We start from the raw sequence: 23577 nt of genomic DNA on the forward strand, positions 1-23577 counted from the left end.
AACAGTCGATGTATCCGCGATGTATCCGCCACTTCTAGCGTGGGCCTCCCGGCAATGGGAGGTGCGTACGGATGCGAGCCCTGGAACTGACCGCACGGCTGCTGCTGGCCCTGGTGTTCCTCGCCGCGGTCGTCGGCAAGCTGCGGACCCGGGCGGGTTTCGCCGCCTTCGTCGGGTCGGTCGGCCAGTTCGGCGTGCCCGACCGCTGGACCGTGCCCGCTGCCCGCGTCGCGGTGGCCGCCGAGGCCGCCGTCGTGGTGCTGCTCGCCGTCCCCCGGACCGTGCCCGTCGGGCTGGTGCTCGCCGTCGGGCTGCTCGGTGTGCTCACCGCCGCGATCGTCGGGGCGTTGCGTCGGGGTGCCCGGCCGGCCTGCCGCTGCTTCGGCGCCGCCGACGCGCCGGTCGGGCCCCGGCACGTCGGGCGCAACCTCGCCCTCGCCGCGGTGGCGCTGCTCGGCCTGTTCGGCTGGGCCACCGCCACCGGGCCGCCGCCGTCCGCGTCGGCCGTCCTGGTCGCCGTCGGTGTGGCGGTTCCCCTCGCCGCAGTGGTGGTCCGGCTCGACGACCTGGTCGCCCTGTTCGCCCCCACGTCGCCGCGACAGTCCCGTCCGGCCGGTCGGCACTGACCCCCGGTTCGTATCCCCGCACCCCGAAGGAGCCCTCATGGCCCTGTTGACCGTCGCCGTCGTCCTCGTCGCCGCTCTCGGCCTGCTCAACCTGGTCCTGCTGCTCGGTGTGGTCCGCCGGCTGCGCGAGCACTCCGACCTGCTCAGCGACCAGCAGGGCCAACCACCGGCGGTGATGCTGGAGGTGGGTTCGATCCCCGGTGACTTTGTGTCAACCACTGCGGATGGTCGCGTGCTCGCGCGCGCCGATCTGCCGCCGATGACCCTGGTGGCGTTCCTCTCGCCGAGCTGTGAGCACTGCGAGGAGCAGTTGCCGGTGCTCGTCGACCGGGCAAGGACGATGCCCGGCGGCGCGGAGCACGTCTGGATCGTGGTGGTCGGGAAGGGTCCGGAGACCCAGCCGTACGCGGAGCGGTTCACCGGCCTGGCGACCGTCTTCGTGGAGCCGGGCACCGGCGCGCTTCCGCTGGCGTTCGGGGTGAAGGGGTTCCCGGCGTTCGGTTTGCTCGACGAGCGCGGCATCGTGGCGTCGACGGCGTTCGGCATCGCCCGGTTGGACCTGCCGGTGGCGCGGTGAGCGGCCCCCGGCTGGCACCGCGGCGGGCTGCCCGGCACGCCCGGTCGGCACTGGGGCTGACCTGGCGGGCCGCCCCGGGGGGCACTACGACGGACCTGCTGCTCGCCGTGCTGGCCGGTTTGACCCCGGTCCTCGTGGCGGCGCTCACCAAGCTCGTGCTGGACCGGCTCACCGGTGGCGGCTCGGCCGGCGTGCCGCTGACCGCGCTCGCCGCCGGCCTCGCCATGGCCGCCGCGCTCGGCACGGTCCTGCCGCACCTGCGCACCTACGTGGCGGCGCAGCGGTCGCGGGCGGTGTCGCGGCTGGTGCGCCGCCGCCTCTACGACGCGGTGCAGCGGCTCGTCGGGCTGGTGCGGTTGGAGGATCCGGAGTTCCAGGACCGGTTGCAGGCCGCCCAGCAGACCGGTCACCTCGGTCCCACCCAGCTGACCGGCAACACGTTCGGCGCGGTGCAGAGCGCACTGGCGATGACGGGGTTCCTCGGCGTCCTGTTGATGCTCAACCCGCTGATCGGGGCGTTGGTGCTGCTCGCCGCGCTGCCAACACTCTGGATGCAGCTACGGCTCAACCGGGCCCGCGCGGCGATGGTGCTGCGGATGGAGCACTTCCAACGGCGGGACCTGTTCTTCGCCCAGCTGCTGGTGGGTGTGCCGGCGGCCAAAGAGGTGCGCCTGTTCGGTCTGGGCCGGTTCTTCGGCGACCGGATGCTCGACGAGCTGCACGACCTGCACCGGGTGGAGCAGAAACTGGACCGCCGGGAGGTGCGCGCCCAGGCGGTGCTTGGCCTGCTCGGCGCGACGGTGGCGGGCATCGGGGTGGTCTACACCGTCTCGGTCGCCCGCGCGGGCGGGCTCAGCCCCGGCGACGTGGTGATCTTCCTGGCCGCGATCCCGGGGGTGCAGGGTGCGCTGGGCAGCCTTGTCGTCCAGCTCGGTGCGATCCACCAGGCGCTGCTGCTCTTCGAGCACTACGACCAGGTGGCGCACGTCGAGACGGACCTGCCGGTGCCGGCCACCCCCCGGCCGGTGCCACCGCTGACCGAGGGCATCGAGCTGCGCGATGTGTGGTTCCGCTACTCGCCGCAGCATCCGTGGGTGCTGCGGGGTGTGGACCTGCACCTGCGCGCCGGGGCCACGACCGCTCTGGTGGGGCTGAACGGCGCCGGCAAGAGCACCCTGGTCAAGCTCCTCTGCCGCTTCTACGACCCGGAGCGCGGCAGCATCCGGTGGAACGGGGTCGACCTGCGCGAGTTCGATCCGGCGGAGCTGCGCGAGCGGCTGGGGGCGGTGTTCCAGGACTTCATGCCGTACGACCTCAGCGCGGCGGAGAACATCGCGTTGGGTGACCTGGGCGCGCGCGAGGACCCGGAGCGGCTGCGAACCGCCGCCCGGCATGCGGGCATCGACGACACGTTGACCGCGCTGCCCCGCGGCTACGACACCCTGCTGACCCGGATCTTCTTCGACGGCCCGGACCGGGACGACCCGCAGGCCGGGGTGGTGCTCTCCGGCGGTCAGTGGCAACGGGTGGCGCTTGCCCGGGGGTTCCTGCGGGCCGAGCGGGACCTGCTGATTCTGGACGAGCCCAGCTCCGGCCTGGACGCCGAGGCCGAGCACGACCTGCACCGCCGGTTGGGTGAGCTGCGCCGGGGTCGGACCAGTCTGCTCATCTCGCACCGGCTCAACGCGGTGCGCGACGCGGACACGATCGTGGTGCTCGCCGACGGTCGGGTCGTCGAGCGGGGTGACCACCGGGAGCTGCTCGCCGCCGCAGGGCGGTACGCCCGGTTGTTCGGCCTGCAGGCCCGCGGTTACCGGGAGGACGCCCCGGCGCCGGTCTGACCGGCCAGGTCACCGCTCGCCTCGGTGGCGGCGAGTTCGGCGGCGTAGAGCCGGACGAGTTCGCCGATGTGGAACCGGCCCGGTCCGGCCGGCTCGGCGAGCTGCGCGGCGACCAGCCGGTCCAGTGCCCGCGCCGCGTCCTCGGGCGGAGCCCCGCTCAGCATGGCGGCCAGTTCGGCGGTGACCGGCCCGGGGTGGGCTCGGCCGAGCCGGAGGAAGACCGGCGCTGCCGACCCGAGCCGGTGGTAGCTGGCGCTGAGCCGGGGCCCGAGACCGGTCTCGGCGAGCCGGTACCGCTCGTCGCGCAGCAGCCGCGCCAACCGCGTCAGCGACCAGTGCGGTCCCTCGGTCAGCCGGCCGGCCGCGGTGCGCAATGCGAGCGGCAGCCGCTCGCAGAGGTTGACCACCGCCGAGGCCGCCTCCGGCTCCGCGTCCACCGTCCGGTCACCGGCGGTGGCCCGCAGCATCGCCATCGCGTCGGCGGCGGGCAGCGGATCGAGCCGTAGGCCGGGGGCGTCGCCGGTGGTGACCGGGTTGCGGCTGGTGACCAGCAGCGCGCACCCGCCGCGGACCGGCAGCAGGCCGTCGACCTGGGTGGCGTCGGCGGCGTTGTCGAGCACCAGCAGCACCCGTCGGTCGAACAGCAGGGACCGGACGCGGGCGCGCGCCTCGGCGACGCTGGTCGGCTCCGGTTCGTCGGCGCCCGGGTGCAGGGCCCGGAGCACCCGGGTGGCGACCTGCAACGGCGGCGGTGGGGCGTCGGCGACCGACCCGCCGAGATCGAGGTGGAGCTGGCCGTCCGGGAAGGCGTCCAGCGCCGCTGCTGCGGCACGCAGCGCCAGTGCCGACTTGCCGGTGCCCGCCATGCCGTAAACGGCCACGGTGACCGGTTGCCGCCGGGCGTCGACCAGCGCCTGGCACAGCCGGGCCAGCTCTGCCCGGCGGCCGACGAACGACGCGGCGGGGCAGGGCAGCTCGTGCGGCACCCGCGACGCGACGGCGCGATGCCGGGGCGGTGTGCCGCCGGGCCGCCGGGTCGGGACCGCCGTCCGGCGCTCCTGGCGGCGCACCGAGCGGTACAGCTCGGTCAGCTCGGGCCCGGGAGCCACGCCCAGTTCGCCGTCGAGTGCCCGGCAGGCCGCCTGGTAGGTATGCACCACGCCGGCATGGTCGCCGGCGCGATGCAGCGCGGTCATCAGCAGCGCCCACGCCGGTTCGCGCAGCGGGTGCTCCACGAGGTGCTGGCGCAGCAGGGTCAGCAGCTCCGGTGTGCCCCGGTCGCCCAGGTCGAGGCGGCAGGCCGCGTACGTCTCCCGGGCGCCGGCGCGCCGCTCCCGCAGCCGGTCGAAGGCGGCCGCGGTCGCCGGCCCGTACGCCGGGGGCGGTTCGGTCGGTGACCAGAGCGCGAGCGCGCGGCTCAGCAGGGTGGTGGCCAGTTCGTGTTCGCCGCTGATTCGGGCAGCGTGGCCGTCGGTGGCGAGTCGTTCGAACTCGGTGGCGTCCAGTTCACCCGGTTCGACGCGGAGCAGGTACCCACCGTGCTCGGCGGGCAGTCGGGGCAGTTCGTCGGGGGAGTCGAGCAGGTGGCGTAGCTGGCTGGCGTGGCTGCGCAGGTTGGCCACGGCGGAGGCCGGGGGTCGTCTGCCCCACAGCTCCTCGCGCAGCCGATCGACCGGGACCGCCAGGCCGGCCTGGAGCAGGAGGGTGACCAGAAAGGCTGTGGGCCGGCCGGCCGGCACCCGCAGGGTCTGCCCGTCGCGACGCAGCCGGACCGGACCGAGGATCTCGAACGACAGCCCCACCGCGTCCTCCGTCAGGTGCCCCCACGCGGACCGGGCAGGCCGGGCCACCACCGTCAGAAAGTCATGCTAGTCGATTGAATGCCGCCTCAGACGATTTAGCTGAACGTTGACTCAGGCGTTTCGCCGGCGACGGCACCGGTACATTGCCATGCAGAGGGCTGCATGAACTTGCACTCGTGAGTCGCCCTTGTTAATCTTTTCTGCATAGTCATGCGGAGGTGAGTATGGGGATCCGAGTCGCGGTCGCCGGTGCGAGCGGCTACGCCGGGGGTGAGTTGCTGCGCCTGGTCGCCGGGCACCCGGAGTTCGACCTGGTTGCCGCCACCGCGCACAGCCAGGCCGGTCACCGCGTCGACGTGGTGCACCCGCAGCTCACCGGGCTCGACCTGGTGCTCGGCCAGACCGACCCGGCGACGCTCGCCGACGCGGACCTGGTCTTCCTGGCCCTGCCGCACGGCGAGTCGGCTGCCCTCGCGTCCCAGTTGCCGGCCGAGGTGCGCATCGTCGACCTGGGCGCGGACCACCGGCTCGCCGACCCGTACGCCTGGGCGCAGTACTACGGCGGCACGCACGCCGGGCAGTGGACCTACGGCCTGCCCGAGCTGCCCGGTCAGCGGGAGCTGATCGCCGGCTCCACCCGGGTGGCGAACACCGGCTGCTACGCCGCGGCGATCACCCTGGCGCTCGCGCCGCTGATCGCCGACGGTGCGGCCAGTCCCGCCGACGTGGTGGTCGTGGCCGCCTCCGGCACCTCCGGAGCGGGTCGGGCGGCGAAGCCGCACCTGCTGGCCAGCGAGGTGCTGGGCGACCTGTCGCCGTACCGGGTGGGCACCCACCAGCACGTGCCGGAGATCAAGCAGGCATCCGGCGCGACCGGCCTGTCGTTCACGCCTGTCCTGGCGCCGATGCCGCGCGGCATCCTGGCCACGGTCACCGCTGTCCCGGCGCGCGGTGTCGACCCGCAGCAGGTGTTGGCGCAGGCGTACGCCGACGCGCCGTTCGTGCACGTGCTGCCGGAGGGCCGCTGGCCGCACACGGCCGCCACGCTGGGCTCCAACTCGTGTCACCTGCAGGCCACCGTCGACGTCGACTCGGGCCGGTTGATCGTGCTCAGCGCACTGGACAACCTGGGCAAGGGCGCGGCCGGTCAGGCCGTGCAGAACGCCAACCTCATGCTCGGCCTGCCGGAGACGACGGGCCTGTCGATCTGGGGAGTCAGCCCATGAGTGTCACCACCCCTCGGGGGTTCCGCGCGGCCGGAGTGGCCGCGGGGCTCAAGGCCAGTGGTGGCGCGGACGTCGCGCTCGTGGTCAACGACGGCCCGGACGCCGGTGTCGCCGGTGTCTTCACCACCAACCGGGTCAAGGCCGCGCCGGTGCTCTGGAGCCAGCAGGTCGTGCAGGGCGGTGTGGTCCGCGCGGTGGTGCTCAACTCCGGTGGCGCCAACGCCTGCACCGGCCCGGCCGGCTTCCAGGACACCCATGCCACCGCCGAGCACACCGCCGCCGCGCTCACCTCGGTCAGCCCACGGTTGATCCTCGGCGCCGGTGAGGTGGCGGTCTGCTCCACCGGGTTGATCGGTGAGCGGCTGCCGATGCCGAAGCTGCTGCCCGGTGTCCGCTCGGCGATCCGGCGGTTGTCCCGCGACGGCGGCGTGGCCGCCGCCGAGGCGATCATGACCACGGACACCCGGTCGAAGACCACAGTGGCCCGGGGCAGCGGGTGGACGGTCGGCGGCATGGCCAAGGGCGCCGGGATGCTCGCGCCGGGAATGGCCACCATGCTGTGCGTGCTGACCACCGACGCGGTGGCCGGGCCGGCGGCGCTGGACGAGGCACTGCGCGCGGCGACCCGGGTCACCTTCGACCGGGTCGACTCCGACGGCTGCATGTCCACCAACGACACCGTGTTGTTGCTGGCCAGCGGTGCGAGTGGCATCGAGCCGACTCCGGCCGAGCTGGCCGCCGCCGTCACCGCGGCCTGTCACGACCTGGCCCAGCAGTTGGTGGCCGACGCCGAGGGGGCGACCAAGCAGATCGCCATCGACGTGGTGGGCGCCGCCGACGAGGACGACGCGGTCGAGGTGGGCCGTTCGGTGGCCCGCAACAACCTGGTCAAGACCGCGCTGTTCGGCAACGACCCCAACTGGGGCCGGATCCTCGCCGCCGTCGGCACCACCGCCGCCGCGTTCGAGCCGGACGAGGTGGACGTGGCGGTCAACGGGGTGTGGGTGTGCCGGGGCGGCGCCGCCGCCGAGGACCGCTCGAAGGTCGACCTCACCGGGCGGGACGTGACGATCCGGATCGACCTGCACGCGGGCACGTCGGCAGCGACGATCTGGACCAACGACCTGTCCCACGCGTACGTGCACGAGAACTCGGCGTACTCCACGTGAGCGCGAGGAACGCAGCGCAGCGGAGTGCCGCAGTCGCGAACGAAAGGCCGGCACGGTGAGTCTCAGCAGCGACCTGACTCGCGCCCAGGTCAAGGCGGAGACGCTGATCGAGGCGCTGCCCTGGTTGGCACGCTTCTCCGGCTCCACGGTCGTGGTCAAGTACGGCGGCAACGCGATGACCGATCCCGAGTTGCAGCGGGCGTTCGCGGCCGACATGGTCTTCCTGCGCTACGCGGGCCTGAAGCCGGTGGTGGTGCACGGCGGCGGTCCGCAGATCTCCGCCATGCTGGGCCGGCTCGGCATCGCCAGCGAGTTCCGGGGTGGCCTGCGGGTGACCACGGCCGAGGCGATGGACGTCGTCCGGATGGTGCTGGTCGGGCAGGTCGGCCGCGAACTGGTCGGGCTGATCAACTCGCACGGCCCGTACGCCGTGGGCCTGTCGGGCGAGGACGCCCGGTTGTTCACCGCGGTGCGCCGCCCGGCGTACGTGGACGGGTTGCCGGTCGACGTCGGCCAGGTCGGTGACGTCGAGTCGATCGACGTGTCCGCGGTGACCGACCTGATCGAGGCCGGTCGGATCCCGGTGATCTCCACTGTGGCGCCGGACGTGGACGGGGTGCTGCACAACCTCAACGCGGACACCGCCGCCGCCGCGCTCGCGATCGCGTTGCGGGCCCGCAAGCTGGTCGTCCTCACCGACGTGGCCGGCCTGTACGCGGACTGGCCGGACACGACCAGCCTGGTCTCCGAGATCGCCGCGGACGACCTGGCGAAGCTGCTGCCCAGTCTGGAGTCGGGGATGGTGCCGAAGATGGAGGCCTGCCTGCGCGCGGTGCGTGGGGGAGTGCCGGCCGCGCACGTCGTCGACGGTCGGGTGGCGCACTCGACGTTGCTTGAGGTTTTCACCTCGGAAGGGTTCGGAACGATGGTGGTGCCGGGAGACGGGATGGTCGCGTCGTGAGCACGTTGGCGCAGCGCTGGAAGCAGTCCATGATGGACAACTACGGCACGCCGCCGCTGGCGCTGGTCTCCGGCGCCGGTGCCGTGGTGGTCGACGACGCCGGCCGCGAATACCTGGACCTGGTCGGTGGCATCGCGGTGAACGCCCTCGGTCACGCCCACCCGGCCGTGGTGGCGGCGGTGTCGAAGCAGGTCGCGACCCTCGGGCACGTCTCCAACCTCTTCGTCGCGGAGCCGCCGGTGGCCCTGGCCGAGCTGCTGTTGGCGCTCGCCGGCCGGCCCGGTCGGGTCTTCTTCTCCAACTCGGGCGCGGAGGCCAACGAGGCGGCGTTCAAGCTCTCCCGGCGTACCGGCCGCACGCACGTGGTGGCCACCGGGGGCGGCTTCCACGGCCGCACCATGGGCGCGCTCGCGCTGACCGGCCAGCCGGCCAAGGCCGATCCGTTCCGGCCGCTGCCCGGCGAGGTGACCCACGTCGACTACGGCGACGTCGCCGCCCTGGAGGCGGCCGTCTCCGAGGCCACCGCGATGCTGATCCTGGAGCCGATCCAGGGTGAGAACGGTGTGGTCGTCCCGCCGGCCGGTTACCTGGCCGCGGCCCGGCGGATCACCGCGCGGCACGGCGCGTTGCTGGTCCTCGACGAGGTGCAGACCGGCATGGGCCGCACCGGGCACTGGTTCAGGCATCAGGCCGAGGGCGTGGAGCCGGACGTGGTCACCCTCGCCAAGGGTCTGGGCGGCGGGCTGCCCATCGGTGCCACGCTGGCCTTCGGCCCGGCCGCCGACCTGCTCACCCCCGGTTCGCACGGCACCACCTTCGGCGGCAACCCGGTCAGCTGCGCGGCGGCGCTCGCCGTGGTGGCGACCATCGCCAACGAGGGCCTGCTCGACAACGTCAAGCGGGTCGGCGAGCGGCTGCGCCGCGGCATCGAGTCGCTGGGCCATCCGCTGATCGCCGGCGTACGCGGCGAGGGGCTGCTGCTCGGTGTGGCGCTCACCGCGCCGGTGGCGGCGGTGCTGGCCGAGGCCCTGCGGGAGGCCGGCTTCCTGGTCAACCCGGTGCAGCCGACAGTGCTCCGGTTGGCCCCGCCACTGATCCTCACCGCCGCGCAGGTGGACACCTTCCTCGCCGCGCTGCCCGCCGCACTGGACGCGACGACCCCGGCGGCCGCCGGCACGGCGGGCGAACCCTCCACGCTGACCACCACGACGGGGACGACTCGATGACCCGGCACTTCCTGCGCGACGACGACCTCTCGCCCGCCGAGCAGTCCACGGTCCTCGACCTGGCGGCGCGGATGAAGGCGGACCGGTTCGGCCACCGGCCGCTGGTCGGCCCTCGCTCGGTGGCGGTGCTCTTCGACAAGCAGAGCCTGCGGACCAGGATCTCGTTCGACGTCGGCATCGCCGAACTGGGTGGGCACCCGCTGGTCGTGGACACGCAGGTCACCCACTTCGGCCGGGGCGAGGCCCTCGCCGACGCGGGGCGGGTGCTGTCCCGCTACGTCGCGGCGATCGTGCTGCGCACCCACGGCGACGACCGGATCGCCGAGGTGGCGGCGGGCGCCAGCGTGCCGGTTGTCAACGCGCTCACCGACGGCTTCCACCCGTGCCAGCTGCTGGCCGACCTGCTCACCATCCGGGAGCGCTGTGGCGGCACGGCCGGTCGCACCCTGACCTACGTGGGGGACAGCGCGAACAACATGGCGCAGTCGTACCTGCTGGCCGGGGCGATGGCCGGCATGCACGTCCGGGTCGCCGGTCCGGCCGGGTTCGCGCCCGACCCGGGCGTGGTGGACGCGGCGGCCCGGATCGCCGCCGAGACCGGCGGGTCGGTGCGGGTGCTGACCGACCCGGCCCAGGCGGTACGCGACGCCGACGTGCTCGCCACCGACACCTGGACCTCGATGGGGCAGGAGTCCGACGGGCTGGACCGGATCACGCCGTTCCTGCCGTACCAGGTCAACAAGGAGCTGCTCGGCCAGGCCGCACCGGACGCGATCGTGCTGCACTGCCTGCCGGCGCACCGCGGTGAGGAGATCACCGACGAGGTGCTCGACGGCCCGCAGAGCGCGGTCTTCGACCAGGCGGAGAATCGCCTGCACGTGCAGAAGGCGCTGCTCACCTTCCTGCTGGACACCGCGACGGGGGAGTCCCGATGACCGCACCGTTGACCCGCGCGGCCCGGCACGCCCGGATCGTGGAGCTGATCCGCGACAAGGCGATCCGGTCGCAGACCGAGCTGGCCGACCTGCTCGCCTCCGACGGCGTAGGCGTCACCCAGGCCACCCTCTCGCGGGACCTGGAGGAGTTGGGCGCGGTCAAGGTGCGCGGCGGCGACGGCCCGGCCGTCTACCTGATCCCCGAGGACGGCAAACGGCCGTTGCGCGACGCCGAGGCCGCGCCGGCGCGGCTGATGCGGCTGTTGCACGAGCTGCTCAACGGCGTCGACTCCAGCGGCAACATCGCGGTGCTGCGTACCCCGCCGGGCGCAGCCCAGTACCTGGCCAGCGCGTTGGACCGAGCGGGCCTGCCCGAGATCGTCGGCACCATCGCCGGCGACGACACCATCCTCGTCGTGGCCCGCGAGGCCGTCGGTGGGGCCGCGCTCGGCGAGAAGCTCGCCGGCTGGGCCCGACGGGAAGACAACGCCGAAGGGAACACCGCATCATGACCGAGCGGGTCGTGCTCGCGTACTCCGGAGGGTTGGACACCTCCGTCGCCATTCCGTACCTGGCCGAGCAGACCGGTGCCGAGGTGATCGCGGTCGCGGTCGACGTCGGTCAGGGCGGCGAGGACCTCGACGCGATCCGGCAGCGTGCCCTGGACTGCGGCGCCGCCGAGTCGGAGGTGGTCGACGCGCGCGACGAGTTCGCCGCCGACTACTGCCTGCCGGCCATCCGGGCCAACGCCCTCTACATGGACCGCTACCCGCTGGTGTCGGCACTGTCCCGGCCGCTGATCGTGAAGCACCTGGTGGCGGCGGCGCGCAAGCACGGCGGCACGATCGTGTCGCACGGCTGCACCGGCAAGGGCAACGACCAGGTCCGGTTCGAGGTGGGCCTGAACGCGCTCGCCCCCGACCTGAAGATCATCGCGCCGGCCCGGGACTTCGCCTGGACCCGGGACAAGGCGATCGCCTTCGCCGAGGAGAAGGGGCTGCCGATCGACGTGTCGGCCAAGTCCCCCTACTCCATCGACCAGAACCTGTGGGGTCGGGCGGTGGAGACCGGGTTCCTGGAGGACATCTGGAACGCCCCCGTCGAGGACCTCTACTCGTACACTGCCGACCCGGCGTCGGACCGCGACGCCGACGAGGTCGTGATCACCTTCGACGGCGGTGTGCCGGTGGCGATCGACGGTGAGACGGTCACCCCGTACCAGGCGATCCTGGAGCTGAACCGGCGTGCCGGCGCCCAGGGCGTCGGCCGGCTCGACATGGTCGAGGACCGCCTGGTCGGCATCAAGAGCCGCGAGGTGTACGAGGCGCCCGGCGCGATCGCGCTGATCACCGCCCACCAGGAGCTGGAGGCGGTGACCGTGGAACGCGACCTTGCCCGTTTCAAGCGGAGCGTCGACCAGCGCTGGGGCGAGCTGGTCTACGACGGCCTGTGGTTCTCGCCGCTGAAGGACTCGCTGGACGCGTTCATCGACGACGCGCAGCGGCACGTGAGCGGTGAGGTGCGGATGACCCTGCACGGCGGCCGGGCCACCGTGACGGGTCGGCGCTCCGAGGCGAGCCTCTACGACTTCGGGATGGCCACCTACGACACCGGCGACACCTTCGACCAGTCCCTGGCCAAGGGCTTCGTGCAGTTGTGGGGCCTGCCGAGTCGGATGGCCGCCGCTCGGGACGCCCGGCTGGGCGGTGGGGGACAGTGACACGTGCGAGCGCGCGGAGTGAGAGAGCGCAGCGAGTGAGCCCCGCAGTCGCGAGCGAAGGGCAGGCAGAGCAATGATGGGCGACGTGGACGACAAGAGCCTGACCGAGAACAGTGCCGCCACCAACCGCACGAGCCTGTGGGGTGGCCGGTTCGCTGGCGGCCCCGCCGAGGCGCTCGCCCGACTGTCGGTGAGCGTGCAGTTCGACTGGCGCCTGGCCCCGTACGACATCGCTGGTTCCCGGGCGCACGCCCGGGTCCTGGCCGGCGCCGGCCTGCTCGACCCGGAGGAGCTGGGCCGCATGCTGGCCGCGTTGGACGACCTGGAGGCCGCCTGCGCCTCCGGGGCGTTCCGCCCCACCATCGAGGACGAGGACGTGCACACCGCGCTGGAGCGCGGCCTGCTGGAGCGCCTCGGCAGCCTCGGCGGCAAACTGCGCGCCGGCCGGTCCCGCAACGACCAGGTCGCCACGGACCTGCGGCTCTATCTGCGGGACCACGCCCGGGGTGTGGCCAGCCGCCTCGTCGAGCTGGCCGAGGCGCTGGTCGAGCAGGCCGAGCGGCACATCGACACCGCCGCGCCCGGCATGACCCACCTCCAGCACGCCCAGCCGGTCACGTTCGGGCACTGGTTGCTCGCCCACGTGCAGCCGCTGCTGCGTGACCTGGAGCGGCTGCGTGACTGGGACCACCGGGCGGCGGTCAGCCCGCTCGGTGCGGGCGCGCTGGCGGGCTCCGGCCTGCCGCTGGACCCGGTGGCCGTGGCCAAGGAGCTGGGCTTCCGCACGTCGTTCGCCAACTCGATGGACGCGGTCGCCGACCGGGACTTCGTCGCCGAGTTCCTCTTCACCACAGCCATGATCGGGGTGCACCTGTCCCGGCTTGGCGAGGAGGTGGTGCTCTGGACGTCGCACGAGTTCGGCTGGGTCGAGCTGGACGACTCGTTCGCCACCGGCTCGTCGATCATGCCGCAGAAGAAGAATGCGGACATCGCAGAGCTGGCGCGCGGCAAGTCCGGGCGTCTCGTCGGTGGCCTGGTGACAGTGCTCACCATGCTCAAGGGCCTGCCGATGACCTACGACCGGGACATGCAGGAGGACAAGGAGCCGGCCTTCGACGCCGTCGACACCCTGGAGCTGCTGCTGCCGGCCCTGGCGGGAATGATCTCCACGATGACGGTCCGGGTGGACCGCCTCGTCGCCGCCGCCCCGGTCGGCTTCTCCCTCGCGACCGAGGTCGCCGACTGGCTGGTCCGGCGCAACGTGCCGTTCCGGGACGCGCACGAGATCACCGGCCGGCTGGTGGCGCTCTGCGCGGCCCGGGAGTGCGAGCTGAACGACGTCTCGGACGAGGACCTGGCCGCGATCAGCGAGCACCTCGACCCGTCGGTGCGCGACGTGCTCTCGGTCCGTTCGGCCCTCGCGGCCCGCACCACCCCCGGTTCCACCGGCCCCGGCCCGGTCGCCGACCAGCTCGCCGACGCGGCGGACCGGCTGGCCGGCTGGCGGGAGTGGGCCACCGAACGGGTCGTTCCGCGCTGACCTCGTCGCGGCGTCGGCGGGTTCCGCCGGCGCCGCGGCCGGTTCAGGCCGTCGGGCGCTCCCGCTTGGGGAGCTTGGCAACCACCATGTCGTACGACGCGTCGACCGCCTCGGTGAGCTCGTCGGCGTCGATCCCGCCGTTGAGCCGCAGCGTGTTCCACCCGGACCGACCGATGTACGCCATCACCCGGGCGTCGTCGGGGTGCCGGTGCAGCCACTCGTCGGCGACCTCCCGGGTCGGCCCGCACTTGATACCGACCGTCGGCTCGCCGCCACCGTTGCCGAGGAACGCGAAGATCCGGCCGCCCACCTTCACCACCTCGTCGCCCTCCCACGGCTGGTCCAGCCACGCCCCCGGCTTGGCCAGGCAGTACGCCAGCATGTCCGCGCGCTCCATGGGTGCCTCCTCGTCGTGCGCACAGTGTGCCCGTCCCGCCGCCCGCAGGCACGCGGCGTGCCGGTTTGCGCGTCTCGTCGCGGCTGCGGTGCGCGCCGGGTCGCGGCCTGCTTGTGCGGGTGCGGTCGCGGGGTGCGCGGTCAGCCGGTCTGCTCGGCCGAGCGGGCGGCGACCCGCTCGTAGCGCTGCCGGGCCGCCTGTGCGCTGCCCAGCCCCAGCCCGTACGCAATGGCCTGCCAGGTCAGCCCTCGGTCGCGGGCCAGCGTCATCAGCCCGGCCTCCAGCGCGTCCAGCTCGGCGCGGACGTGCGGCAGCAGGGTCAGCGCGGCGGTCAGGTCGGCGGCGTCGACCGGCTCCTCCGTCGGCTCCCGCTCGGCCCCGCCGGCGGCCAGCGCGGTGACCAGGGCGACCGCCTCCCACGGGTCCAGCACGTACGGGTGGGCCCAGCGCGACCGCTGTGCGTCGGTGCCGGCGTGCCGGTCGCTGATCCGCTGGAGTGCCTCGTGGGTGCGGTGGGCACGGGCGTGGGCCGGGTGCGGCGCGGTGAACGGGTCGTTCGTCGTCATGTCCCGAGCACACACCCTCAACACAACATTGTCAACAGAACGTTTAAACCGTGAGCGGTTGTACGTGGCGATCGCCCCCCGGCTGGGTACCGTCGGGCCATGGACCTGTTGCCCGGTGACCACGCCACCGACTTGCGCGGTGACAACGCCACCGACGCCGACCCGGCGGCACTGGCCGACCTGCTCGCCGGCCCGCTGCTGCCGGCCGCCCGCGGGCTGCTGGGCTGCGAGCTGCACGCGGGAGGCGTCACCGTCCGGATCACCGAGGTCGAGGCGTACGCGGGCATGGCCGGGGACCAGGCCTCGCACGCCCACCGGGGGCGCACCCCGCGCAACGCGGTGATGTTCGGCCCGGCCGGGCACGCGTACGTCTACTTCACCTACGGGATGCACTGGTGCATGAACGTGGTGACCGGTGTCGAGGGGGAGGCCTCCGCCGTGCTGCTGCGCGCCGGGGAGGTGGTCGACGGCCTGGCCACGGCTCGCGACCGCCGGCCGGCCGTACGCCGGGACGTGGACCTCGCCCGTGGGCCGGCCCGGCTCTGCGCCACGCTCGGCATCGACCGCTCCGCGTACGGCGGGTATCTGCTGGGCGACGGTCCGGTCCGGTTGCGTCCGCCGACGCGGCCGGTGCCGCCGGAGACGGTGGTCGCCGGTCCGCGGGTCGGCGTGACCGGCGCGCATGACCTGCCGTGGCGGTTCTGGCTCGACGGCGACCCGACGGTCAGCGCGTACCGGCGACACGTGCCCCGCACCCGGCGCTGATCCCCGGGCGTGTGTCCCACGAACGTGTCGGGGGGTGTGGCCATAATCACCGCACCTGCTCACCGACGGTTCGGAGGACGTCATGGCAACACTGCTCGCGATCGGCACGGCCAAGGGACTGTTTCTCGCCACCAGCACCGACGACCGGCGCAGTTGGGAGATCACCGGCCCGCACTTCCCGATGACCGGTGTCTATTCGGTCGCGGTCGACACCCGTCGCTCCACCCCGCGCCTGCTCGCCGGGGTGACCAGCTCGCACTTCGGGCCCAGCGTCGCCACCAGCGAAGACCTCGGCGCCTCCTGGGACGAGCCCGACGAGGCGCCGGTCGCGTTTCCGGCCGACACTGGCGTCTCCCTCGGGCGGGTCTGGCAGCTGATGCCGGCCGGTCCCGACCAGCCGGACGTGGTCTGGGCCGGCACCGAGCCGTCCGCGCTGTTCCGGTCCACCGATGGTGGCCGCAGCTTCGAGCTGGTCCGCTCCCTCTGGGACCACCCGCACCGCCCCCAGTGGGAGGCCGGCTTCGGCGGCCAGGCCGTGCACACCGTGCTGCCCCATCCGCGTGACCCGGCCCGGCTGCTGGTCGCCATGTCCACCGGCGGGGTCTACCGCTCGGAGGACGCCGGGGCGAGCTGGGCCCCGGGCAACACCGGCATCCGTGCCTACTTCATGCCCGACGAGTGGCCGGAGTTCGGCCAGTGCGTGCACAAGGTCGCCCGGGACGCCGGCAACCCCGAGCGGCTCTACGCGCAGAACCACCACGGTGTCTACCGCTCCGACGACGACGGCCGCACCTGGTCCTCGATCGCCGACGGGCTGCCCAGCGACTTCGGCTTCCCGATGGTGGCCCACCCGGGGCGGGGCGGCATGGTGTGGACCTTCCCGTTGGTGGCCGACAGCGAGCGGTTCCCCACCGACCACCGCTGCCGGGTGTTCCGTTCCGCAGACGCGGGCGGCAAGTGGGAGCCGCTGTCGGTGGGGCTGCCCGAGGGGCCGTTCTATCCGGCGGTGCTGCGCGATGCGATGTGCGCCGACGAGGCCACCCCGGGTGGCGTCTACTTCGGCACCCGCTCCGGCGAGGTCTACGCCAGCCGCGACGAGGGTGACTCCTGGTCCCTGGTGGCCGCGCACCTGCCCGACGTGCTCTGCGTTCGCGCCGCGGCGGTCTGAGATGGTCACCGTGCTGCTGCCCGGCCCGCTGCGCGGCGAGGCCGGTGGTGCCAGTCGGCTGAGCGTCACCGCCGCCGGGACGCTGCGGGCGGTCCTCGACGAGGTGGCCGCCCATCATCCGCGGCTGTCCCGGCGCATCCGTGACGAGCGCGGCGAGCTGCGCCGTTACGTCAACGTCTTCGTCGACGGTGAGGATTGCCGGCACTCCGGCGGTCTGGCCACCCCGGTCGGCGACGAGGCCGAGGTGCAGGTGTTGCCGTCGGTGGCGGGCGGCTGACGTCGCGGGCGGCTGAGGTCGCGGGCGGCTGAGGTCGCGGGCGGTCGATGCCCGCGAGACCTGACCACCCAGCAGGCCGCCGCCAGCGACGTCACGGCCGGCTTGAGCCCGGCGGCGAAGCCCCGTTCGGTCCCGTCTGTCCGCTGTTGGAGGTGACCCGCGCCACCCCGAGACGTGCCGCCTTCGGAATAGTTGCGTCGTCAAATAAGTTGAGAGCTGCGTCCGGGCACCACGAATGACCCGGTTCTACACGCAGGGAGCTGGTCATGCAGTTCGGAGTCTTCACCGTCGGTGACGTCACGGTCGACCCGACCACCGGTCGGGAGCCGACCGAGCATGAGCGGATCAAGGCGATGGTCGCCATCGCGCTCAAGGCCGAAGAGGTCGGCCTGGACGTCTTCGCCACGGGCGAGCACCACAACCCGCCGTTCGTGCCCTCCTCGCCGACCACCATGCTCGGCTACATCGCGGCGCGCACCGAGCGGCTGCTGCTGTCCACCGCGACCACGCTGATCACCACCAACGACCCGGTGAAGATCGCCGAGGACTACGCGATGCTCCAGCACCTGTCCGGCGGCCGGGTGGACCTGATGATGGGCCGCGGCAACACCGGCCCGGTCTACCCGTGGTTCGGCAAGGACATCCGCGCCGGCATCCCGCTCGCGATCGAGAACTACGACCTGCTGCACCGGCTCTGGCGCGAGGACGTGGTCGACTGGAAGGGCAAGTACCGCACCCCCCTGCAGTCGTTCACCTCGACGCCGCGCCCGCTCGACGGCGTGCCCCCGTTCGTCTGGCACGGCTCGATCCGCAGCCCGGAGATCGCCGAGCAGGCCGCGTACTACGGCGACGGTTTCTTCGCCAACCACATCTTCTGGCCCAAGGAGCACACCCAGCGGATGATCGCGCTCTACCGCCAGCGGTACGCGCACTACGGCCACGGCTCCGCCGACCAGGCCATCGTCGGTCTCGGTGGGCAGGTGTTCATGCGGCGCAACTCGCAGGACGCGGTCCGGGAGTTCCGTCCGTACTTCGACAACGCCCCGGTCTACGGGCACGGGCCGTCGCTGGAGGAGTTCACCCGGGAGACCCCGCTGACCGTGGGCAGCCCGCAGCAGGTCATCGACCGCACGCTCGGCTTCCGGGAGTACGTCGGCGACTACCAGCGGCAGCTCTTCCTGATGGACCACGCCGGGCTGCCCCTGAAGACCGTGCTGGAGCAGCTCGACCTGCTCGGCGAGGAGGTGGTGCCGGTGCTGCGTAAGGAGTTCGCGGCGCTGCGTCCGGCGCACGTGCCGGAGGCTCCCACCCACGCCGCGATGGTCGCCGCCGCCGGTGGCGCCAAGGACAGCACCGTGCACGCCGTCGACGACGTGACGGGCAAGGCGCCGGAGGGGGCGACCCGATGACCCGCCGCACCCTGGCCGTGGTCTCGGCGGGGCTGAGTCAGCCCTCGTCGACCCGGCTGCTCGCCGACCAGCTCGCCGCGGCCACCCGCGACGAGTTGGTCCGGCGCGGCTCCGAGGTGGAGCTGCACGTCGTCGACCTGCGGGAGTACGCCCACGACGTGGTGAACAACATGCTCACCGGGTTCCCGCCGGCGGCGCTGCGTGAGGTCATCGACGCGGTCACCGGGGCCGACGGGCTCATCGCCGTCACCCCGATCTTCAGCGCCTCCTACAACGGGCTGTTCAAGTCCTTCTTCGACGTGTTGGATTCGGGTTCGCTGGTCGACCGGCCGGTGCTGATCGGGGCGACCGGCGGCACCGCCCGGCACTCGCTGGCACTGGAACACGCCGTCCGCCCGATGTTCGCCTACCTCCGTTCGGTGGTGGTCCCGACCGCCGTCTTCGCCGCACCGGAAGACTGGTCGGACGGCACCGCCGACGGCGCGTTGCGCGGCCGGATCCGGCGTGCCGCCGGGGAGTTGGCCGACCAGATCGAGCGTCGACCGCCGGCCAGCGGCCCCGCCGACCCGTTCGCCCTCACCACCGACTTTCTACAGATGCTCGGTCGATCCGACGACACACCGGTCAGCTGACCGGGTAGGGGTGGGCGACCAGCACCGGGCAGTGCGCGTGCTGGATCGCCGCCTGACTGACCGAGCCGAGCAGCAGCCCGGCGAAGCCGGCCCGGCCCCGGGTGCCCACGACCAGCAGCGACGCCGTGCCGCTGACCTCGACGAGCCCCTGGGCCGCGCCGGCCGCGCGGACCGGATGCTCACGCACCACCAGGTCGGGATGCTCGGCGCGAACGGCGGCGGAGGCGTCGGCGAGCAGCCGTACCGTGTCGGCCTGGTGCGCGGCCTGCGACTTCTCGATCTCCTCCGGCACCGTCCGCTCCTCGTCCGCAGGGCCGACGTGCACCAGCACCAGCGGCACGTCCCGTAGGGCGGCCTCGTCGGCGGCGTAGCCCGCGGCGAGCCGGGACGACTCGGACCCGTCGACGCCGACGAGCACCGGAGCGTCCACCGAGATCGGCTGTTCGTCCGGGCGGACCACCAGCACCGGGCAGTGCGCGTGCGCGGCCACCTGCGTGCCGACCGAGCCGAGCAGCAGCCCGGCGAACCCGCCCAGCCCTCGACTGCCCACGACTACCAACTCGGCCTGGCGGGACTCCTCGATCAGGGTGATGCCGGGGCCGCCGGCGACCTGGCGCACCTCGACGACCAGGCCGGGCCACCGGTCGGTCAGCTCGGCCGCCGTGCGCTCCAACATCTTCTGCGCCTCCTCGGAGGGCACCGGCACCCCGAGTTCGTACGGGTTGAGCGGGACGCCGTAGCCGAACGGATGCAGATAGCCGTGCACCAGGCGCAGCGTTCGGGACCGGAGCAGGGCGGCGCGGGCGGCGTGCTCCGCGGCGACGAGACTGGACTGCGATCCGTCCACGCCCACCACGACAGGTCGGTTCATCGGCACTCCCTGGGTCGGTCAGCCCATTGTCGGCGGTGCGCAGCCGTCACGGCGCCGAACGCGCCGGCACCGGCCGACCGAACGCGCCGGCCGGGCGGGTGACGTGACACCGGACGTGGGTCCGCGCCGGCCGAGGGGGAGTGGCCGGCGCGGACGGTACGAGGGGTCAGTCCTTGCGATCCTCGCGGCGGTGCCGAACGACGACCACCGGGCTGTGCGAGTGGTGCAGCACCGTGTGGCTCACCGAGCCGAGCAGCATGCCGGCCAGCGCGCCACGGCCGCGTGCACCGACCACGGTGAGCTGCGCCGTGGCCGACTCCTCCACCAGCATCCGCGCCGGTGCGCCGTACGCCACTCGGCGCCGCACCGGCACGTCGGGGTAGCGCTCGGACCAACCGGCGATCGCCTCGGCGAGCACCCGCTCCTCCTCGGCGATGAGCGCTTCCACGTCGTTCGCTATCGGCAGAAGGTCGCTCGGCGCCGCCGGGATGATCCAGGCGTGCACCGCCACCAGATCGGTGCCGCGCAACGAGGCTTCCTCGAAGGCGAACCCCAACGCCTGGGCGGAGAGGTCCGAGCCGTCGACCCCGACCAGGACCGGCCCGTCGGCGCGGGCCTCACCCTTGACGACCAGCACCGGGCAGTCGGCGCGGGCGGAGACCTGCACCGCCACCGAGCCGATCAGCAGCCCGCCGAAGCCGCCCAGGCCCCGGCTGCCGAGCACCAGCAGCGCCGCGTCCCGGGCCTCGACCAGCAGCATCGGCGTGGGCGCGCCCTCGACGATCGCGCCGGTGACGGCGAGCTCCGGTGCGACCTTGCTGGCCTCGGTCACCGCCTCGGCGACCAACTGCTCCGCCTGGTGCCGGAACCCGGCGTTGACGGGAGCGCCCGGCGCCGGCTCCAACGACACGCCGTAGAGCGACCAGATGAACGCGTGCACCACCCGCAGCGGGCGGCCCCGCGTCGCGGCCTCCCGGGCGGCGAACCGCACCGCCTCCAGCGCCGATGTCGAGCCGTCCACAGCCACCACCACGGGGGCACCGGATCTGTTGGTCATCACGTCCTCCTTAGTTCCGTCTTCATCCTCCTGCGGTGCGGGCCGGACGGTCAGGGGCGGAAGGTAAGGGACCGGGGGCCATTGGTCCCGTCGACCCGGTCGCTCGGCGGTGTCGGACGGCGACGGGTCAGCCGCAGCACCAACCCGGGCAGGGCGCTGACCACCGCGCAGGCCAGCAGCACGGTCGGTGCCAGGGGGTCGGTGCCGAGCAGGTCCCGCAGCGGGGCGAACAGCACCCCGCCGACCTGCAACAGTGCCGACACCGCGACCGCGACGAGGAGGCCGGGGTTGCCGCGCCGCGCGCCCGCTGGCCGGGGTGCCCGGACGGCCAGTGCCACGCCGAGCTGGGCCAGCCCGAGCACCACGAAGACCACCGACTGCCAGGGCAGGTCCCGGGCGGCGGCGACCACACCGGCGCCGAGCACCACGGCGGCGATCAGCGCGCCGGTGACCAGGACGTCCCGACCGAGCCCGGCGCCGAGCACCGACTCCTGTGGCGAGCGCGGCGCGCGCCGCAGGGTGCCGGGCTCGGCCGGCTCGGCGCCGAGCGCCACCCCGGGCACCCCGTGGGTCAGCAGGTTGATCCAGAGGATCTGGGCGGGCAACAGCGGTACGGCCAGCCCGAACAGCGGGCCGATGAGCATCACCATGATCTCCGCCACCCCACCGGAGAGGGCGTAGCGCAGGAACCGGCGGATGTTGTCGTAGATGCGGCGGCCCTCGCCGATGGCGGCGGCAACAGTGGACAGGTCGTCGTCGACGAGGACCAGGTCGGCGGCCTGCCGGGCGACCTCGGTGCCGCCACCCATCGCCACCCCGATGTCGGCGCGGCGCAGCGCCGGCGCGTCGTTGACTCCGTCGCCGGTCATCGCGACCACGTGACCGCGGGCCTGCAGGTCCGCGATGATGTCGAGCTTCTGTTCCGGTTGGGTCCGGGCGAAGACGCGGGTGTCCGGGTGCGCCGTCGAGTCGTCGTCGCCGCGGGCGAGAGGATCACCGTCGTGCCACAGGCCGAGCTGGGAGCCGATCGCGGCGGCGGTGGCCGGGTGATCGCCGGTGATCAGCAGCAGCCGTACCCCGGCGGCGTCGAGGCTCTCGGCGATCTCGGGCGCGCCGGCGCGCAGCGGGTCACCGACGGCGACCAGCCCGAGCGGGCGCAGGCCGGTCGGCGCGGCGGGGTCCGGCGACGTGTCCGCCAGGGCGGCGGCTACGGCGAGCACCCGCAGGCCCTCCCCGGCGAGCCGGTGGGCGGTGCGGGTCAGTGCGGCGATCTCGTCGTCGGTGACATCGAGCAGGGACGTGGTGAGGACGCTCTCCGGGGCGCCCTTGCAGACCACGAGATAGCGCTGGTCGCAGGAGCGGTGCACCGTGACCATCCGCCGTTGGGCCTGGTCGAAAGGGTGCTCGGCGACCCGTGGCCAGGCCGCGCGGGTGTCCTGCGGGTCGAGGCCGCACCGGGCCGCGAAGGCCACGAGTGCCGCTTCGAGAGGATCGCCCACGGCGCCCCAGTCGCGTCGTTCGTCGTCTGGGGGTGACAGGGCGGCGTCGTTGCAGAGCAGCCCGGCCCGCGCCAGTCGGCGGAGTTCCTCCGGTACGGCCACCGGCGTGCCATCCTGGTGCACGGCGCCGTGCGGGGCGTACCCACTGCCGGTGACCTCGTACCGCTCCCCGTCGGTGGTGGCGACCTGCTGCACCGCCATGCGCCCCTCCGTGAGGGTGCCCGTCTTGTCGGAGGCGATCACGGTCACCGAGCCGAGTGTCTCCACCGCGTGCAGCCGACGCGGAATGGCGTGCGCGGCGGCCATCCGGCGCGCGCCCAGCGCCAGCGCCAGGGTCACCACCGCCGGCAGCGACTCGGGTACCGCCGCGACGACCAGGCTCACCGCCGTGATGGCCATGTCGACCAGCGGCCGACCGCTGATCACCCCGATCGCGAAGACCAGCCCCGACAGCACGACCGCGACCAACCCGAGCGTGCGGCCCAGGGCGGAGAGCCGGCGCTGCAGGGGAGTGGCGCCGGGCCGCGTGCCCGCCACCAGGGCGCTGATCCGGCCCAACGCGCTCGCCGGCCCCGTCCGGAGCACGGTGCCGTCCGCGCGTCCGGTGGTGACCACCGTCCCGGCCAGCGCCTCCTGACCGACGGTCCGCCCCACCGGTACCGACTCACCACTCAACGCGGATTCATCCAGTTGCAGCCGGTTCGCCTCGACCAGCAGCAGGTCGGCCGGGACGATGTCGCCGGCCTCGATCCGGACGAGGTCACCGTGGACGAGGTCGGCGGCGGGGACGGCCAGGTCCCGGCCGTCACGGACCACCCGGGCGGTGGGGGCGGCGAGCTGGCCCAGCGCCGCGATGGCGCGGTCCGCGCGGATCTCCTGCACCACCCCGATGATCGTGTTCACCAGCACGACCAGGACGATCACCGCGGTGTCCGGGTAGTCGCCGAGCACCGTGGTCACCACCGCGGCGGCGAGCAGCAGGGCGACCAGCGGGTCGGTGAGCTGGTGCAGCACCCGTACGGCCGCGTGCCGGCGCGGCGGCGGTGCCACCGCGTTGGGTCCGTTCACCCGCAATCGGGCGGCGGCCTCCGCCGCGTCGAGCCCGACCGCGACGGGCACATCGATCGTGCCCTCCAGCGTCCGGCCCGGACCGCCCGTATTCGCCACCAGTGACCTCCCCGTCCCGCGCGGCGCGACATCCGCACGCCGTCCGTCTCACCATCCCGCTGACTGATCACCCAGGGCAGAGGCCTTGCGCCCGAGGGGCTCGGGACCAAAGACCCGCGCCGGCCCTCCCGGACCACGGCTTGTAC

At 73.4% G+C, this 23577-nt stretch carries 22 protein-coding genes; 16 read left to right on the forward strand and 6 right to left on the reverse strand.

The features are described 5' to 3' along the window. Positions 1 to 71 precede the first annotated feature (71 nt). Genes CLT68_RS17985 through CLT68_RS17995 form a run of 3 tightly spaced genes read left to right on the forward strand, consistent with a single transcriptional unit; the run spans position 72 to position 3044 of the window. Positions 72 to 626: a MauE/DoxX family redox-associated membrane protein gene (locus tag CLT68_RS17985; RefSeq protein WP_099852287.1), complete on the forward strand. Its 555-nt coding sequence runs from the start codon at positions 72 to 74 to the stop codon at positions 624 to 626. 37 nt (positions 627 to 663) lie between these two features. Continuing rightward, positions 664 to 1203 (forward strand): hypothetical protein, encoded by a 540-nt coding sequence (locus CLT68_RS17990; protein WP_099852289.1) that lies wholly within the window; start codon positions 664 to 666, stop codon positions 1201 to 1203. After that, positions 1200 to 3044 carry an ABC transporter ATP-binding protein gene (locus CLT68_RS17995; RefSeq protein ID WP_099852290.1) on the forward strand — a complete coding sequence of 615 codons (1845 nt, stop codon included), beginning with the start codon at positions 1200 to 1202 and terminating at the stop codon, positions 3042 to 3044. Before CLT68_RS17990 ends, CLT68_RS17995 begins: the two co-directional genes overlap by 4 nt. Here the strand turns inward: CLT68_RS17995 and CLT68_RS18000 are convergent. Continuing rightward, a complete protein-coding gene (locus CLT68_RS18000) occupies positions 3014 to 4846 on the reverse strand; it encodes a BTAD domain-containing putative transcriptional regulator (protein WP_143743200.1) in 1833 nt (610 codons plus the stop codon). The genes CLT68_RS17995 and CLT68_RS18000 overlap by 31 nt on opposite strands. Positions 4847 to 5070: 224 nt before the next feature. Here CLT68_RS18000 and argC point away from each other — a divergent pair, with 224 nt between their 5' ends. From argC to argH, 8 genes are all read left to right on the forward strand, one after another. Continuing rightward, positions 5071 to 6072 (forward strand): N-acetyl-gamma-glutamyl-phosphate reductase, encoded by a 1002-nt coding sequence (gene argC / locus CLT68_RS18005; protein WP_088947495.1) that lies wholly within the window; start codon positions 5071 to 5073, stop codon positions 6070 to 6072. After that, complete coding sequence (gene argJ, locus CLT68_RS18010) at positions 6069 to 7241, forward strand: bifunctional glutamate N-acetyltransferase/amino-acid acetyltransferase ArgJ (protein ID WP_099852293.1); 1173 nt, start codon at positions 6069 to 6071, stop codon at positions 7239 to 7241. Before argC ends, argJ begins: the two co-directional genes overlap by 4 nt. Before the next feature lie 55 nt (positions 7242 to 7296). Then, a complete protein-coding gene (argB, locus tag CLT68_RS18015) occupies positions 7297 to 8202 on the forward strand; it encodes an acetylglutamate kinase (RefSeq protein ID WP_099852295.1) in 906 nt (301 codons plus the stop codon). After that, positions 8199 to 9428 (forward strand): acetylornithine transaminase, encoded by a 1230-nt coding sequence (locus CLT68_RS18020; protein ID WP_099852296.1) that lies wholly within the window; start codon positions 8199 to 8201, stop codon positions 9426 to 9428. The genes argB and CLT68_RS18020 overlap by 4 nt, the downstream gene beginning before the upstream one ends. Then, positions 9425 to 10363, forward strand: coding sequence for an ornithine carbamoyltransferase (argF, locus tag CLT68_RS18025; RefSeq protein WP_099852297.1), 939 nt, complete (start codon positions 9425 to 9427; stop codon positions 10361 to 10363). Before CLT68_RS18020 ends, argF begins: the two co-directional genes overlap by 4 nt. Beyond that, complete coding sequence (locus CLT68_RS18030) at positions 10360 to 10875, forward strand: arginine repressor (protein ID WP_088947500.1); 516 nt, start codon at positions 10360 to 10362, stop codon at positions 10873 to 10875. Before argF ends, CLT68_RS18030 begins: the two co-directional genes overlap by 4 nt. After that, positions 10872 to 12083 (forward strand): argininosuccinate synthase, encoded by a 1212-nt coding sequence (locus tag CLT68_RS18035; protein ID WP_088947501.1) that lies wholly within the window; start codon positions 10872 to 10874, stop codon positions 12081 to 12083. The genes CLT68_RS18030 and CLT68_RS18035 overlap by 4 nt, the downstream gene beginning before the upstream one ends. Positions 12084 to 12159: 76 nt before the next feature. Beyond that, positions 12160 to 13623, forward strand: coding sequence for an argininosuccinate lyase (argH, locus tag CLT68_RS18040; RefSeq protein ID WP_088951635.1), 1464 nt, complete (start codon positions 12160 to 12162; stop codon positions 13621 to 13623). 43 nt (positions 13624 to 13666) lie between these two features. Here argH and CLT68_RS18045 read toward each other — a convergent pair whose 3' ends face one another. Beyond that, positions 13667 to 14020 (reverse strand): MmcQ/YjbR family DNA-binding protein, encoded by a 354-nt coding sequence (locus CLT68_RS18045; RefSeq protein ID WP_099852299.1) that lies wholly within the window; start codon positions 14018 to 14020, stop codon positions 13667 to 13669. Positions 14021 to 14160: 140 nt separating this feature from the next. Beyond that, positions 14161 to 14586, reverse strand: a complete 426-nt coding sequence (locus CLT68_RS18050) for a DNA-binding protein (RefSeq protein WP_088947503.1) — start codon at positions 14584 to 14586, stop codon at positions 14161 to 14163. Positions 14587 to 14685: 99 nt separating this feature from the next. On the opposite strand from CLT68_RS18050, the gene CLT68_RS18055 reads away from it, so the two are divergent. The 5 genes from CLT68_RS18055 to CLT68_RS18075 all read left to right on the forward strand — a co-directional run bounded on the left by CLT68_RS18055 (position 14686) and on the right by CLT68_RS18075 (position 18837). Then, entirely contained in the window at positions 14686 to 15351 is a 666-nt protein-coding gene (locus tag CLT68_RS18055; RefSeq protein WP_099852300.1) for a DNA-3-methyladenine glycosylase, read from the forward strand. A gap of 82 nt (positions 15352 to 15433) precedes the next feature. Next, positions 15434 to 16519, forward strand: coding sequence for a glycosyl hydrolase (locus CLT68_RS18060; RefSeq protein WP_099852301.1), 1086 nt, complete (start codon positions 15434 to 15436; stop codon positions 16517 to 16519). Between the two features lies 1 nt (position 16520). Then, positions 16521 to 16796: a ubiquitin-like small modifier protein 1 gene (locus tag CLT68_RS18065; protein WP_088947505.1), complete on the forward strand. Its 276-nt coding sequence runs from the start codon at positions 16521 to 16523 to the stop codon at positions 16794 to 16796. 266 nt (positions 16797 to 17062) lie between these two features. Beyond that, complete coding sequence (locus tag CLT68_RS18070; protein ID WP_088947506.1) at positions 17063 to 18205, forward strand: LLM class flavin-dependent oxidoreductase; 1143 nt, start codon at positions 17063 to 17065, stop codon at positions 18203 to 18205. Beyond that, complete coding sequence (locus CLT68_RS18075) at positions 18202 to 18837, forward strand: FMN reductase (RefSeq protein WP_088947507.1); 636 nt, start codon at positions 18202 to 18204, stop codon at positions 18835 to 18837. Before CLT68_RS18070 ends, CLT68_RS18075 begins: the two co-directional genes overlap by 4 nt. Here CLT68_RS18075 and CLT68_RS18080 read toward each other — a convergent pair. From CLT68_RS18080 to CLT68_RS18090, 3 genes are all read right to left on the reverse strand, one after another. Next, positions 18830 to 19714 (reverse strand): universal stress protein, encoded by an 885-nt coding sequence (locus CLT68_RS18080; protein WP_099852303.1) that lies wholly within the window; start codon positions 19712 to 19714, stop codon positions 18830 to 18832. The genes CLT68_RS18075 and CLT68_RS18080 overlap by 8 nt on opposite strands. A gap of 160 nt (positions 19715 to 19874) precedes the next feature. Beyond that, complete coding sequence (locus CLT68_RS18085) at positions 19875 to 20765, reverse strand: universal stress protein (RefSeq protein WP_099852304.1); 891 nt, start codon at positions 20763 to 20765, stop codon at positions 19875 to 19877. 50 nt (positions 20766 to 20815) lie between these two features. Continuing rightward, entirely contained in the window at positions 20816 to 23431 is a 2616-nt protein-coding gene (locus CLT68_RS18090; RefSeq protein WP_486482215.1) for a cation-translocating P-type ATPase, read from the reverse strand. Between the last annotated feature and the right edge of the window lie 146 nt (positions 23432 to 23577).

This window comes from Micromonospora sp. CNZ299 (assembly GCF_002754415.1).

Excerpts from the sequence above, each read along its gene's own strand:
- argH (WP_088951635.1), top strand. The coding sequence starts at position 12,160 with ATGGGCGACGTGGACGACAAGAGCCTGACCGAGAACAGTGCCGCCACC.
- CLT68_RS18050 (WP_088947503.1), bottom strand. The coding sequence starts at position 14,586 with ATGACGACGAACGACCCGTTCACCGCGCCGCACCCGGCCCACGCCCGT.
- CLT68_RS18035 (WP_088947501.1), top strand. The coding sequence starts at position 10,872 with ATGACCGAGCGGGTCGTGCTCGCGTACTCCGGAGGGTTGGACACCTCC.
- CLT68_RS18055 (WP_099852300.1), top strand. The coding sequence starts at position 14,686 with ATGGACCTGTTGCCCGGTGACCACGCCACCGACTTGCGCGGTGACAAC.
- CLT68_RS18070 (WP_088947506.1), top strand. The coding sequence starts at position 17,063 with ATGCAGTTCGGAGTCTTCACCGTCGGTGACGTCACGGTCGACCCGACC.
- CLT68_RS18030 (WP_088947500.1), top strand. The coding sequence starts at position 10,360 with ATGACCGCACCGTTGACCCGCGCGGCCCGGCACGCCCGGATCGTGGAG.
- CLT68_RS18085 (WP_099852304.1), bottom strand. The coding sequence starts at position 20,765 with ATGACCAACAGATCCGGTGCCCCCGTGGTGGTGGCTGTGGACGGCTCG.
- argJ (WP_099852293.1), top strand. The coding sequence starts at position 6,069 with ATGAGTGTCACCACCCCTCGGGGGTTCCGCGCGGCCGGAGTGGCCGCG.
- CLT68_RS18075 (WP_088947507.1), top strand. The coding sequence starts at position 18,202 with ATGACCCGCCGCACCCTGGCCGTGGTCTCGGCGGGGCTGAGTCAGCCC.
- CLT68_RS17985 (WP_099852287.1), top strand. The coding sequence starts at position 72 with ATGCGAGCCCTGGAACTGACCGCACGGCTGCTGCTGGCCCTGGTGTTC.
- CLT68_RS17990 (WP_099852289.1), top strand. The coding sequence starts at position 664 with ATGGCCCTGTTGACCGTCGCCGTCGTCCTCGTCGCCGCTCTCGGCCTG.
- argF (WP_099852297.1), top strand. The coding sequence starts at position 9,425 with ATGACCCGGCACTTCCTGCGCGACGACGACCTCTCGCCCGCCGAGCAG.
- CLT68_RS18045 (WP_099852299.1), bottom strand. The coding sequence starts at position 14,020 with ATGGAGCGCGCGGACATGCTGGCGTACTGCCTGGCCAAGCCGGGGGCG.
- CLT68_RS18065 (WP_088947505.1), top strand. The coding sequence starts at position 16,521 with ATGGTCACCGTGCTGCTGCCCGGCCCGCTGCGCGGCGAGGCCGGTGGT.
- CLT68_RS18060 (WP_099852301.1), top strand. The coding sequence starts at position 15,434 with ATGGCAACACTGCTCGCGATCGGCACGGCCAAGGGACTGTTTCTCGCC.
- argC (WP_088947495.1), top strand. The coding sequence starts at position 5,071 with ATGGGGATCCGAGTCGCGGTCGCCGGTGCGAGCGGCTACGCCGGGGGT.